Genomic DNA, 13314 nt, shown 5'->3' on the forward strand with positions numbered 1-13314 from the left:
GGAAATCAGCCCTTCATGCCAAAGAGGTGGAGCGCAGTGTGAGAGTCAGTGTCTGCGGTCCGTGCCCACCGAGGTACACGCGGTTTCCGGTCGTCGCGTCGGTGCCGCCGGCCACGGTGTGGTCCTGCCCCGGGTCGTAGCGCAACACGTCGGTGCGGTCCGGTCCTACGAGGGGTTCGCCCGCTTCCACGGCGGCCTCGATGCGGATCTCGTCGTCGCCGACGCGGTAGGTCACCGGCTCGGTCGTCAGGCACCAGCGTCCGTCGTCGAGCGGTACGGCGCCCTGCGGCTCGCCGCCCGGCCGGAAGGTGAGTTCGAGGGCCCAGGGCACCGATGGTCCGCTGATGTCGATCCGCAGGTCGGCCCCGTCCTCCCGCAGGTCCACCTCGACGCGGGTCGTGTGGGAGACCTCGTCCTGAGGGCGGTCGGGGAAGGACATCGCGGCGGAGAAGCGGCCTTCGTCCACCAGACGGTAGGCGCCGTCGTGGCGCCTTCGGTCCTTCGGGAGCGGCTGGTAGTAGGCGGTGGTGAGGGTCTGGGTGAGCCGGTACCGGTGGTCGGCGAGCCGCTCCATGCCGGCGGCGCGGAACGGGCCCAGGTCGAAGAACGCCCGCGAGAGGCGGACCGAGTCGAGGACGGCGGCACCGGCGAACAGGCGCAGGAAGGTGGGGTTGCAGGCGAGGCCCGAGCGGATGCGCCGGTGCTCGGGCACGTCGGAGCCGCCGTACACCACGGTGTGCGCGGTGTCCGAGGCGTGTGCGGCGAGGCGTGCGGTGGGGAGGTACCGCTCGCGCGGGAGCTGCTCCGTGTCCGGGGCCGGCAGGGCGCGGGCCAGGTCCGGGGTGAGGAGGGTCTGGGCGAGCAGGTCGGGGTCGTGGATGCCGTCGGCGGCCGCCAGGCGGGCCGCGCGGGCGAAGTCGCCCCGGCCGGTGCGGATCGCGAGCAGCCGGTAGTGCGGCAGGTAGGGCCACAGCGGGAACGACTGCCTCTGGTCCTGGCGGCGCGAGTGGACGGTCTCCACCGTGCCGTCCGGCCTGATCAGGTCCAGGGTCGCGGTGAGGTTGCGTTCGACGGCGTCCAGCAGGTCGCTGCGCCCGAGCACCTCGGCCAGCAACAGCAGCGCCGGGTTGGTCACGATGGACGCGTAGACGGCGCTGCGTTCCGAGTAGAGGCCGTCGGCGTCGATGTCGACGCCCTCGGCGAGCCACTCCTCGGCGCGGGCGGGCAGCCGGTCGTCGGGGAACGACCGGTGCAGCCGGGCGAGCGCCGCGGACAGCTCCCAGCGGTGGTTCGGGGTGTGCACCCCGCCGATGAGGAGGCTTTCGGCGGCGGCGCCGGCGATCTCGGCGAGCGCGGCCGCCACCTCGCCCAGTTCCGGTCCCGCGTCGGCGGCGAGGACGTACGCGTCGCACACGTCGTTGACGGTGAACGCGGAGTCGGGCGGCGACTGGACGTTGTCGCCGCCCGCGAAGAGACCGGAGGGCGTCTGCACGGCCCGCAGGTCGCGCAGGTGGGTCAGCGCGGCGGCGACGGCCCGCTCGCTGCCGTGCAGGGCCGACTCCGGCGAGCGGTACGCCGCGACCAGGGTCTTCACCCGCCGGGCCAGGGCGCGGTGCGGCTCGATGAATTCCGCCGACGGGTCGGCCGACCCGTCGGCGGCGAGCGCGGCCGCGCGGACGAACTCGTGGTCGATCGGAGCGGGCAAGGTCAGTCCTTCAGACCCGCGTTGATGTCGGCGCTCATGACATAGCGCTGGAAGACCAGGAAGATGGCGATCAGCGGGATCATGGAGATGACCGACGCGCCCAGCAGGACCGACCAGTTGATGTTCTCGGCGCCGACGATGCTCTGGATGCCGATCTGGACGGTGAACTTGTTCGGGTCGTTGAGCATCAGCAGCGGCCAGATGTAGTCGTTCCACCGCCACTGGAAGGACAGGATGGCGAGGGTCAGCATGATGGGCCGGGAGATCGGCACCATGATCCGCAGGAAGATCGACAGCTCCTTGGCGCCGTCGATGCGGGCGGCTTCCACGAGTTCGTCGGGGACCGTCAGGAAGAACTGGCGGAACATGAAGCATCCGGTCGCGGTGAGCACGGCCGGGAGGATGATGCCGGCGAACGAGTTGTAGAGGCCGAGGTCGCGGACCACCAGGAACGACGGGGCGAGCATGACCTCGCCCGGCAGCATCGTGGTGGCCAGGATGCAGAGGAAGAACGCCTTGAGCCATCGGTTGTCGTACTTGGCCAGCGCGTACCCGGTGCAGCAGCTGACCCCCACCGTGAGGATCGTCGTGATCACACACACGAGGGCCGTGTTGATGAAGTACTGGGAGAAGTTGGCGCTGTCCCACGCCGCCTTGAACCCCGACAGGGTGGGGTTGTGCGGGACCAGCGTCAGCGGATAGGAGAACAGGTCGCTGGCCGGCTTGAAGGAACTGAGGATGAACCACAGCAGCGGAAAGCCGTACAGGCACGCCATGATCCACAGCAGTGTCGTCGCGGACACCGCCTGCCGGAGCCCACCGGTGGCCGTCTTGCGAGGCGGCTTCTTGGAGACGCTCCGCTTGGGGCCGACGTCGGCCGGGCGCGGGATGTCGGTGGTTGTCATCGGTTCTCCACCCGTCGGTTGACGATCAGCTGGATGATCGCGACGGCCATCAGGATGAGCATGAGCACGAACGACGCGGCGCTCGCGTAGCCGATCTGGCCCCGTTTGAAGCCGGTCTCGTAGATGTACTGGACGAGCAGGTTGTTCGACGTGCCGGGGCCGCCCTTGTTGAGGGCGACGAACACCGGGTACTCCTTCATCGCGTTGATCGTGTTGAGCAGGATGACGATGAACGAGGTGGGCGCGATGCTCGGCAGGGTGATGCTGAAGAACTGGCGCCAGGGGCCGGCGCCGTCGAGCGAGGCGGCCTCGTAGTACGACACCGGTACGTTCTTGATGGCCGCGATGAACAGCAGCATCGTGAAGCCCGTCCAGGTCCAGGACGCCGCCATCACGACCACGAGCAGCGAGAGGTCCGCGTTCGACTGCCACGGCACGGCGTCGCCGCCGAACTTCTCGATGACGTAGTTGACCAGTCCGAAGTTCTCACCGAACATCCACCGCCACAGGACACCCACGACGATGGGCGACAGCAGCCACGGGATGAAGAAGATGACGCGGGCGACCGACCCGCCCTTGGCGTACTTGCTCACCACCAGGTTGGCGGCGAGCAGGGAGACCACGAAGTTCAGCGGGACGAAGAGGACGGTGTACAGCAGTGTCCGGGTCAGCGCGTCGTAGAACGTGGAGTCCCCGACCAGGTTGTGGTAGTTGTCCAGCCCGACCCACTGGAACGCCCCGACGCCCGTGTAGTTCGTGAAGGAGTAGAGGAGCCCGATCACCGCCGGCCAGACGAAGAACAGCGCGAAGAGCACGACGTTGGCCGCGATGAGGACGAGCGGCGCAAGGGTGTACTTGCTGCGTCTCCTGGGCGGACTCGGCGAGCTCACCGACACGACCGAGGCGCGTTTTGTCATCTTCCTGTCTCCGTGCTGGTGGAAGGGGATTGCCGGGGGCTCAGGCCCTGAGCCCGGCGTCAGGCGGGCGGCCGGGGCCGGGCGGCGGGGTGGGGACGCCGCCGCCCGGGCGCCGGTGGCCCGTGATCAGCCGCCGACCTGCTGGTTGTAGCTGTCCACGATGTTCTGCAGGGCCTTGTCGGTCGACTGCTGGCCGTTGATCGCCTTGCCGAGTTCCGTCTTGGTCGGGTCCTCGGTGAGGCTCTTGCCCTTCAGCACCCACTCCGTCTGCGCGTTGTTGAAGTAGCCGGAGATCGGGGCGTACAGCGGGATCGACTCGTTGTAGAGCTTGAACGCCGCCTGCGCCGCCTCGGACTTGAAGGGGTAGACCGGGTTCAGACCGCTCTCGACCGGCAGGAAGCCGGACGTCTCGCACAGCACCTTGTAGTGGGCCGGCTCGTACAGCCAGGACAGGAACGTCGTCGCGGCCTTGGCGGCGTCGCCGTTGTTGTTGAAGCCGACGACCAGGCCGCCGGCGTTGACGTCACTGGCCTGCACCGGCTGGGCCGGGGTCGGGACGCTCGCCCACTCGAACTTCTTGATGCTGTCCGAGAAGGAGGCGACCTGCCACACGCCGGACCAGTACGCGACCACGTCACCGCTCTGGAACATCGCGGACGGGTCGGCGCCCGACGTCCACACCGACTTCGGCATGGTCTTGTCGTCGTTCCAACCGACGAAGGTGTTCACGGCCTTCTTGGTCGCCGCGTCCACCGAGAACTTGCCGGAGTCGTCGGCGTGGACGTACTTGCCGCCCTTCTCGTACACCATGGCGCGCAGTCGCGACGGCGACTGGTCGAACGTCAGGGAGTACTTGGCGTCGGTCTTCTCGCGGACCGTGTTCGCCGCCTTGATGAACTCGTCCCAGGTCCAGGTCTTGTCGGGCGAGGTCGGGTACTCGACGCCGGCCTTCTCGAACAGCGACTTGTTGATGTACATGCCGGACGCGGTGACGTCCGAGGGGATGGCCAGCACCTTCCCGGACGAGTCCTTCGCGAGGAAGTTCGGGTTGATGTTGTTGCTCTTCTTGTCGGCGATGGACTTGAGGTCGAGCAGCTTGTTCGACCAGATCGGGTCCAGGGCCGGCACGGCGGCCACGTCGGGCAGGGAGTTCGCCTGTGCGGCGTTGTGCAGCTTCGTCGTGTAGCCGTCGTAGGGGATGTTGACGAGCTTGATGTCGACGCCGGCTTCCTTCTTGTACTGCGCGACCATCTTCTTCCAGCCCGCGTCCTGCCCCGGAACCGTGGAGATCCAGAACGTCAGCGACTTGGAGGTGCCGCCCGAGTCGGAGCCACCTCCGCAGGCGGAGAGCAGCAGGGCACCTGCCGTGGTCACGGCAGCGAGGGAAGCCAGGCGGCCCACACCGCCGCGGCCGAGTCGGCGAGAGCGCCGCGCACCTACATTGATCATCTTGGATCCCTTTTTCGTCACAGGGGACGGAGCACGGCGCCGGCCAAGGCGGCACTGGTGCATTTTGCAGGAAAAGTCACTTTCCGGGGGCGCGGCCTCGCCCGGCCGCGTCTTCCTGACGGGCGAGGATCCCCGGCCCCTGGCCGTCACCGCACGGGCACGCCCTCGTGCGGTTGCCGTACGTCGCGTACGGGCGGGACGCTCGCTCCAAGCCGGCGTTCCCGGCCGACTTAGAAAGCGCTTGTCCGGACATTGGCAGACCGAGCCGGAAACCGTCAATCCTTGGTCACCCCGCCCTGGGTCACGGTTTGGACTCCCCGGGCGACCGCGAGCCGGGAAGCACCCACGACGGTGCCGAGATCGCCGAGCGTGCTGCTGACCACTTCGGTGGGCCAGCTCAGCCGCGCCATCTCCGTCCGCACCCCCGACAGGAGCTGCGGATCCGCGCCGGTGCTGCCGCCCAGCACGATCAGTCCGGGGTCCAGTACGGCGGTCACGGCGGCCGCCAGACGGCCGATGTCGGCGGCGTGGCGGTCGACGACCGTGCGGGCCGCCGTACGGCCCTCCTGGGCCAGGGCGAAGAGCTCGTCGGGGGTGCGGGGGCAGGGCCCGTCGGTGTCCGGCCAGGCCTCGGCGGCCCGGCGCACCAGCGAGCGGGCGCCGATGTACTCCTCCAGGGCCTCCTGACGCGGCTCCACGTCCTCGTCCCAGGGATAGGGCAGCCGGGCGAGCTCACCGGCCGCCCCGTTCGCCCCGCGCAGCACCTGGCCGCCGACCACGATGCCGAGACCGATGCCGACGCCGATCCGCAGATAGCCGAAGGTGGTGCGGCCGCGGGCGGCGCCCTCGTGCAGTTCGGCGAGCGCGGCGCAGTTGACGTTGTTCTCCAGGTGCACGGGGACGCCCCGGGGCAGGGCGACGGTGATGGCGTCGAAGACGGGCCCGGCCTTGGCGGTCGCGGGGCGCGGTCCGGCGCCCTCCTGCTCGGCGGTGACGTCACCGACGGCGACGACGATGGAGCGCACCGGAGCGTCCGCGGGCAGCGCGAAGACGGCCTCGCGCACCACGTCGGCGGCCTCGTCGCGGGAACCGGTGGCCTGGGCCAGCAGGGTGCCGTCCAGGGCGCAGCCGCGCACCCGGGTGAGGGCGGGACCGAGGTCGACGGCGAGCACCGCACCGGCGGCGGGCCCCAGACCATATACGGCGGCGGAGCGCCCGGTGGCGCCGGAGGCGGTGCCGGAGTGGGCGGCGAGGCGGGCGCTCTCCAGCTCCGCGACGGCCGAGGACACCGTCGGTTTGGACAGGCCCGCCAGGCTCGCGAGCTGCGGGCGGGTCGCCGTGCCGGCCCGGGCGAGAACGGCGAATACGGCGCTCGCGCTCTCGGTCAGGCGGGGGGCTTCCGCCACGTCGTGTTCCACAGTTCTCCCACAGGGTCGAGCGCCGCGCTCCGGGGTCGAGGAGTCTTCACGGGATGCGGCGATGGGATGCCATGACGTCACGCTTTCCCGCCCCGCAGCGGCTCTGCGGTGGTCGAGTGCGCGCTTTCTCTTGACGCACTGTACTTCGTTAGTTAACTTCCTAACGAACGTCACGGTACTCGCCTGCCGTGATCCGTCCAGAGGCCCGTCCCGGGGCTTCCCGAGTTCTCAACTGCCCTTCCTCCCGCACGGTTTCGCCCGCCGTCGCATGCTCGACGCAACGACGAAAGAGGATCCGTGCAGGAATCCGCACCCCTGGTGGTCGGTATCGACGTGGGCGGCACGAAGACACAGCTGCGCGCCTTCGCGGGCGACACGCCGGTCGCCGATCACGTCCGCTCCAGCAGTGGCTGGCGGCCCCACGACCCCGTGGCCGCCGCCGGCTGGCTGGCCGCCCTCACCGCCGAGGCCCTCCCGGCGGGCTCCCGCCCGTCCGCCCTCGCCGTGGGCGGACACGCCTGCGAGACCCCCCGGCAGTGCGCCCAGATCCGTACCGCACTGCAACTCCACTTCGACGCGCCCGCGCTGGTCGTGGGCGACGCCGAACTCCTCGTCCCCGCCGCGGGTCTGGACAAGGGTGTCGGTCTGGTGGCCGGCACCGGTTCGGTCGCGGTGGGCCGCTTCCCCGACGGCCGGCCCGCTCAGGTCGGCGGCTGGGGTGCGGTCCTCGGTGACGAGGGCGGTGCCGCCGGTCTCGTCCGCGAGGCCGCACGCGCCGTGTGGGCGGCCCATGACCGCGGTGAGGAACCCGACGCGCTCGCGCTCGGGCTCGTCGCCTCCTTCGACGTCCCCGAAGTCCCCGCGATCGGGGCGGCGATGGAGGCCGCGCAGGACATCTCCGCCGAGTGGGGCCGGCACGCTCCCGCCGTTTTCGCCGCCGCCGAGGCGGGCTCCGCGCTCGCCCTCGCGGTCATCGAGGAGGGCGGCCGGTCGCTGGCCGCGCTGGTCGGGCGACTCGCCGAACGCGGAGTCCCGGTGGACGACGTGGTGGTGGCGGGCAGCACCGTCCTCGCCCAGCCCGTTCTGTACGACGCCTTCACCTCCGCCCTCTCGGACCGGGTGCCCACGGCCAGACCACAGCCGCTGCGGGTGCCTCCGGTCGAGGGGGCGGTGGCGCTGGCGCGTTCACTTCTGTGACACCTGCCGGACGCCGGGCCCACCCCGGTCCGACACAACTCGCCAGTAGATCTTCGCTCGTAAGCCTCATGGGGCACCTCGCGACTCATGCGTCTTCCCGCGCCCCACGGCTGTCATCGCACGACTTCCCCGGCCCAACGGCCGAAGAACTCAAGAGAGGCAGACGCATGCCGTCATCCGCCGGGCACCGCTCGAACTCGTCGGCCAGTGAACTCGCCGTGAACAGAAGGGGGTTCCTGCGGACCTCCGTCGGAGTCTCGGCCGGTGTGCTGGCCGCGCCCGCCTTCGCGTCGTGGCTGGGAGCCGCGGACGCGAAGGCGGCGACGGGCCCCGCCGCGTTCGTCGACGACTACACCACCAACACCACCGCGAACCTCACGCCCGAGACCAACGCGGTGATCCGGGTGCTCGGCGGCTTCGCCCGGATATGGAAGACCGGGGACGCCTGGAACACCGGCACCCCGCTGCTGCCGGAGGTGACGCGGGCCAACATCCGCTACAGCGTGCTCGTCACCTCGCGGCGCACCGAGGAGCAGGCACGCGAGGCGTTCCTCACCGACCGGCAGCACCAGAGCTACTCGGTGATCACCGGTCTCGGCCCGCTCGCCGACCTGTACAAGGCGGGCGCCAAGGCGGTCACCGCGATCACCTCCGCCCCGGACGGCACCCCGCCCGGCAAGATCAGCGACTCCGTCCCCGCCGACGCCCCCGCCGGATCCGCGAACGGCGCCGGATCGACCACCTCCGAGCTCGGCAAGGTGGCGGAGCTCGTCGACACCGTGCGCGGTCCGTTCGCGTCGAGCAACCCGTCCAAGTTCGCCTACCAGTACCCCCGCCCCTGGCGGCTGAACGAGAACAGCGAGGTCGTCGACACCGGCCGGACCGACGCGTTCGGGTTCCCGGTGTACGACTGCGACGTCGTCGTCGTGGACCAGCTGCTGCGGCAGCGCGGTGAGGACCCGGCCACGGACGGCGGCTTCCCCAGCGGGCACACCAACGCCCTCCACCTGGCGGCGCTGGCCTACGCCTACGCCGTCCCGGAGCGCTTCCAGGAGATGGTGACCCGCGCCTTCGAGACGAGCCACGACCGGATCGTCTCAGGGATGCACTCGGCGCTCGACGTCCTCGGCGGCCGCGTCATGGCCACCGCCCTGGCCGCCGCCGCGCTCGCCGATCCGAAGAACGCCGAGCTCAAGGCGGCGGCGCGCAAGCAGGCCGCCGAGTACTTCCAGGCGAAGACGGGCACCACCGCCGACACGCTGTACGCCTACGCGCACTCGGCCGGCCCCGACACCGACCCGTACGCCGACCGCGAGGCCAACGCCTGCCTGGTCAGGCCCAAGCTGACGTACATCCTCACCCGTCAGGGCCGCGACCGGCCGCTGACCGTGCCCAAGGGTGCCGAGGTCCTGCTGGAGACGCGGCTGCCCTATCTGGACGCGGAGCAGCGGCGCGCGGTGCTGCGCACGACCGCGCTGCCCGCCGGGTACGTCCTGCTGGACGGCTTCGAGCAGTGGGGCCGGCTCAACCTGTTCGCCGCGGCGGACGGTTACGGCTCCTTCGACTCCGACGTCACCGTCACCCTGGACGCCTCGGCCGGCGGTTTCGGTGCCGCCGACGCGTGGCGCAACGACATCGACGGCGACGGCGGTCTGACCAAGCGCGGCACCGGCACGCTCACCCTGACGGGCCACAACCGGTACACCGGCGGCACGATGGTGGCCGAGGGCGTGCTCTCCGCGGCCTCCGCGCACGCCCTCGGCCACGGCGAGGTACGCGTCTCGGGCGGCACGCTGCGGGTGGCGACGGCCAAGTCGGTCCAGATCCACGGCACGTACGCGCAGGAGACGTCCACGCTGGAGGTCACCCTGCGCTCGGGCCGCGGCCCCGCGCTGGAGGTCACGCGGCGCGCGATCCTCGGCGCGGGCAGCGTGCTGTCGCTGCGGCTCGACGCCGACCGGCCGCCGGCGGCGGGAAGCACGGTGCGGGTCCTGAGCGCCGCGGGGCTGCGCGGCCGGTTCGAGCGTGTGGAGCTGAACTCCGACACGCTGCGGGCCGTACCCGTCTACACGGCGGAAGGTCTGTCGGTACGACTCCTGAAGCGGTGACGCCCCTGAGGGCGGGAGCTGATGCACAGTAGGCGCATGAGGCCTCCCGGCATCGCTCCCGCCCTCTCGCGGCCCCTGTCGTCGCGGGACGGATGATGGCACGCGCACCGCACCCGGTCCCGGCAGCGCGGGCACCCCGCGAGGTGCCCGCCGCGCGATCCCTCACGGGGTCGCACAGGCCGTGGCTCGTGCCGCTCCTGGTCGTGGTGCTGCTGGCCCAGATGGCCGTCGCGATGGTCACGACCGCCGTGCAGCAGACACCCACCATCGACGAACCCGTCTACGTCGGCACGGCCGCCTCCTATCTCCACGAGCACCGCATCCGGTACAACCCGGAGCACCCGCCCCTGGGCAAGCTGGTCATCGGCGCCGGGCTGGCCCTCGCCGACCCGCACTACGACCCCTCCTTCACCGGCGACCAGGGGCAGGTGGGGCGGCATCTGCTGTACGCGTCCGGCAACGACCCCTGGCGGGTGATGCTGTGGGCCCGGCTGCCGGTCATCGTGCTGACGCTGGCGTTCGGTCTGGTGGTGTTCGCCTTCGCCCGTGAACTCGTCGGCGGCGCGGGCGCGGTTCTGGCCCTGGCCCTGTACGCCTTCTCCCCCGATGTGATCGCGCACGGCTCCCTGGCCACCCTCGACGTCCTCACGGCCGGCTTCCTGCTGACGTCGGTGTGGCTGCTGTGGCGGGCCCGACGGCGCCCACGCCTGTACGTACCGCTGGCCGGACTCGCGGCCGGGGCCGCCCTGGCGACGCGGATGAGCGCGCTGGCGGCCGTTCCGGTGCTGCTGGCGCTCGCCGCCTGGTCGGTGTGGCAGGCCGCCGGTCCGGCGGACCGCCGGGGGGCCCTGGCGCGGGCGGCGGCGGGGGCGGGCGTCCTCGCGGCGGCCGCGGTCGCCGTCGTGTGGGCCTCGTACCTCGCGGTGGATCCGCGGTTGCGCTGGAGCCCGGAGCAGCATGTGCCCGTCGTGCACGGGCTGCGCGCGCTGCTCGTCGATCTGATGCCGTTCCCCGAGGCGTACCGGGACGGGATGCGGGTGCAGTTCGGCTTCGAGAACCAGCCGTGGCAGGGGTATCTGTTCGGTCGGCTGTACACCGGGTCCCTCTGGTACTACCTGCCGGCCGCGCTGCTGGTGAAGACGCCGCTGGGCATGCTCGCGCTGTGGGCCGCGGGCGCCGTGGCGATGGTGGCGGTGCGCCGGCTCCGGCCCGCGGCGCTCTATCTGTTCGCCCCCACCGCGGTACTGCTCGTCGCGGCCATGACCGGCTCCCGGGACTTCGGGACCCGCTACGCCGTGTTCGTGCCGATGTTCCTCGCGGTGGCGGCGGCCGGTGTGCTCGCCGTGCGGCGGCGGTGGGCCGGTGCCGTGGCGGGGGCGCTGGTGCTGTTCGCCGGGGCCAGTTCGGTGCGGACGTTCCCCTACTATCTTCCGTACTCCAACGAGGCGTTCGGCGGTCCGGCGAAGACGCATCTGCGGCTGCACGACTCCAATGTGGACTGGGGCCAGGACCTGGGCCGCCTCGCCGACCGGCTGCGCGAGCGGTATCCGGGCGAGCGGATCTGGCTCGTGTACAAGGGCAGTGGTGTGCCGTCGTACTACGGCATCGAGGCGTCCGATCCGCGCAAGGTGCCGGTCGACACGGTGCGCGGGCTGCTCGTGGTGTCGGACTCGTCGGTCGCCAAGGCACGAGGGCGGCTTGCCGAGTTGATCGACAGCAGTCGCTCGATCGATCAAGTCGGTCATTCGATCACGATCTATCGAAGGTGACCGTACACGCCCTGGTCACGACGGTGTGTGAGCTATGTTGAGGCACTGTGGAAGACAAAGGAGGCGCACCGGTGCCATCGCCGCAGCAGGCACGCGCACAGGCATCCGCGATCACCTCTGGCAAGTCGGTTCCGGAGGCCGAGGCCTCACCGACCTCCCAGCTCAGAACCCTTTTCGACCGGCCCCGGCTGTCGCCGGGACAGCGCCGTATCGCCCAGTACCTGATCGAGCACATCACCGAGGCCGCCTTCCTCTCGATCACCGACCTCGCCGAGCGGGCCGGCGTGAGCCAGCCCTCGGTGACCCGGTTCGCGGCGGCGGTGGGCTTCAGCGGCTACCCCGCACTGCGCGAGAAACTCCAGTCCATCGCCCTCAGCACCCTGGCGGGCGGCCCGGCGGCGGCAGAGGAGATGCGCGGCAACGAACTGCAGGCCGCGGTCGACGCGGAGATCGAGAACCTGGAGAACCTGCGGCGCGACTTCTTCGACCCCGACCAGGTCATCGACATCGGCCGCAAGCTGTCGGAGTCGACACCGCTGACCGTCCTCGGGGTGCGCATCTCGGTGTCGCTGGCGGAGTACTTCGCCTACGCGGCCCGCCGGATCCATCCCGACGTACGGCTGGTGACACTGGGCGGCAGTGTCGCCTACGACGCACTCCTGCAGTCGCGTGAGGCGGGCGGGACCTGGGTGCTCGCGTTCTCCATGCCCCGGCACGCACAGGAGACACTGACGGCCGTGCAGGTCGCCCGCAGCGCCGGACTCAAAGTCGCCCTGATCACCGATCTGGCGCTCGGCCCGGTCGCCGACGAGGCGGACGTCGTCTTCGCCACCGGCACCGGCTCCCGGCTGGTCTTCGACTCCTACGCCGCCCCCGGAGTGATGGCCGCCGCGCTGCTGCAGGCCATGACCGACGCCGATCCCGAGCGCACCCAGGCCCGGCTCGAGGAGTACGAGCAGATCTCCGAGCAGCACCAGTTCTTCCTGCGGGACTGACCCGCCTCTTCCGGCCACTTCGGCCACGCCCGACGAACCATGCCACACGGGGACAAGTCGTTGCATTTCACGCATGAATGTTTTCATACGTCTTGCAAAGAGGACGGCATATATAAATACTGCTCACGGATCGCCCCGGACGCTCCCGGGGACACGTTCCGCACCCCCGTCCCCACCCGTTTCATCTCCGCATCCGCCCGCAGAAAGCCGACGGTCCGCCCATGCGCACGCTGCACCATCCGCCGCGCGGGCGCCGTCTGCCGCCCCGGGCCCCTGAGCGGACACCCGCAGCCGCCGTCACCTACCCGCGTCGGTGCCCCGGGTGTCCGATCGGGCCTCGCCTCGGCGAGCGCCCTGGGCGGCCCCGGTCATCCCCTAGGCCGGGGCCGCCCATAAACGTCGGACCACCCCTCCTGACGCCGCACCTTGGGAAGAGATGTCCATGACCCTGACGACCACGCGCATCAGCCAGGACTGGCCCTGCCAGGTCAAGACGCCCGGCAGCTACGACTGGGAGCGCTCGGCGACCAAGTGGCTGCGCGAACTGGTACCGGCGCGCTATGCCAGCTACCCGGCGCTGCTGCGCCACCCCGTGCTGCTGGCCCGTCACGCGCAGATCCAGGTCCAGAACGAGGTCCGGGTCGCACGTACCGCCCTGCAGACGGCGCGCGCCGACCTGCCCGGTCTGGGACTGCCGGAGTCGGTCATCGAGCACACGATCAAGCTGTACGCCGCGGAGGTCATGCAGCTGCAGCACATCGCCCGCAGCGTCCGGGCCGTCACCCGGGCTCTGACCGACCACAGCGCCGGGCGTTGACCGGGGCGCGGATACTCCGCACTTTCGAGTGAAA

General features: G+C 70.7%; 10 protein-coding genes. 5 read left to right on the forward strand and 5 right to left on the reverse strand.

From position 1 onward, the window contains the following. Window positions 1-13: 13 nt before the first annotated feature. From PH203_RS36795 to PH203_RS36815, 5 genes are all read right to left on the reverse strand, one after another. Complete coding sequence (locus tag PH203_RS36795; protein WP_289925834.1) at window positions 14-1705, reverse strand: hypothetical protein; 1692 nt, start codon at window positions 1703-1705, stop codon at window positions 14-16. A gap of 2 nt (window positions 1706-1707) precedes the next feature. Next, entirely contained in the window at window positions 1708-2610 is a 903-nt protein-coding gene (locus tag PH203_RS36800; protein ID WP_289925835.1) for a carbohydrate ABC transporter permease, read from the reverse strand. Next, entirely contained in the window at window positions 2607-3527 is a 921-nt protein-coding gene (locus PH203_RS36805) for a sugar ABC transporter permease (protein ID WP_289925836.1), read from the reverse strand. The genes PH203_RS36800 and PH203_RS36805 overlap by 4 nt, the downstream gene beginning before the upstream one ends. A 126-nt stretch (window positions 3528-3653) precedes the next feature. After that, window positions 3654-4976, reverse strand: a complete 1323-nt coding sequence (locus tag PH203_RS36810) for an extracellular solute-binding protein (RefSeq protein WP_289925837.1) — start codon at window positions 4974-4976, stop codon at window positions 3654-3656. Window positions 4977-5251: 275 nt separating this feature from the next. Continuing rightward, window positions 5252-6382, reverse strand: a complete 1131-nt coding sequence (locus PH203_RS36815; protein WP_289925839.1) for an ROK family transcriptional regulator — start codon at window positions 6380-6382, stop codon at window positions 5252-5254. 309 nt (window positions 6383-6691) lie between these two features. Here PH203_RS36815 and PH203_RS36820 point away from each other — a divergent pair, with 309 nt between their 5' ends. The 5 genes from PH203_RS36820 to PH203_RS36840 all read left to right on the forward strand — a co-directional run bounded on the left by PH203_RS36820 (window position 6692) and on the right by PH203_RS36840 (window position 13280). Then, window positions 6692-7591 (forward strand): BadF/BadG/BcrA/BcrD ATPase family protein, encoded by a 900-nt coding sequence (locus PH203_RS36820; protein WP_289925841.1) that lies wholly within the window; start codon window positions 6692-6694, stop codon window positions 7589-7591. A 167-nt stretch (window positions 7592-7758) separates the two neighbouring features. Beyond that, a complete protein-coding gene (locus PH203_RS36825; protein WP_289925843.1) occupies window positions 7759-9699 on the forward strand; it encodes a phosphatase PAP2 family protein in 1941 nt (646 codons plus the stop codon). A gap of 221 nt (window positions 9700-9920) precedes the next feature. Continuing rightward, entirely contained in the window at window positions 9921-11468 is a 1548-nt protein-coding gene (locus tag PH203_RS36830) for a phospholipid carrier-dependent glycosyltransferase (protein ID WP_289925909.1), read from the forward strand. Between the two features lie 71 nt (window positions 11469-11539). Then, a complete protein-coding gene (locus PH203_RS36835) occupies window positions 11540-12463 on the forward strand; it encodes a MurR/RpiR family transcriptional regulator (protein ID WP_289925844.1) in 924 nt (307 codons plus the stop codon). A 436-nt stretch (window positions 12464-12899) separates the two neighbouring features. After that, a complete protein-coding gene (locus tag PH203_RS36840) occupies window positions 12900-13280 on the forward strand; it encodes a hypothetical protein (protein ID WP_289925845.1) in 381 nt (126 codons plus the stop codon). Window positions 13281-13314: the final 34 nt, after the last annotated feature.

The organism is Streptomyces sp. S.PB5 (assembly GCF_030403745.1).
GTDB lineage: Bacteria > Actinomycetota > Actinomycetes > Streptomycetales > Streptomycetaceae > Streptomyces.

Excerpts from the sequence above, each read along its gene's own strand:
- PH203_RS36800 (WP_289925835.1), bottom strand. The coding sequence starts at position 2,610 with ATGACAACCACCGACATCCCGCGCCCGGCCGACGTCGGCCCCAAGCGG.
- PH203_RS36805 (WP_289925836.1), bottom strand. The coding sequence starts at position 3,527 with ATGACAAAACGCGCCTCGGTCGTGTCGGTGAGCTCGCCGAGTCCGCCC.
- PH203_RS36810 (WP_289925837.1), bottom strand. The coding sequence starts at position 4,976 with ATGATCAATGTAGGTGCGCGGCGCTCTCGCCGACTCGGCCGCGGCGGT.
- PH203_RS36825 (WP_289925843.1), top strand. The coding sequence starts at position 7,759 with ATGCCGTCATCCGCCGGGCACCGCTCGAACTCGTCGGCCAGTGAACTC.
- PH203_RS36830 (WP_289925909.1), top strand. The coding sequence starts at position 9,921 with ATGGCCGTCGCGATGGTCACGACCGCCGTGCAGCAGACACCCACCATC.
- PH203_RS36840 (WP_289925845.1), top strand. The coding sequence starts at position 12,900 with ATGTCCATGACCCTGACGACCACGCGCATCAGCCAGGACTGGCCCTGC.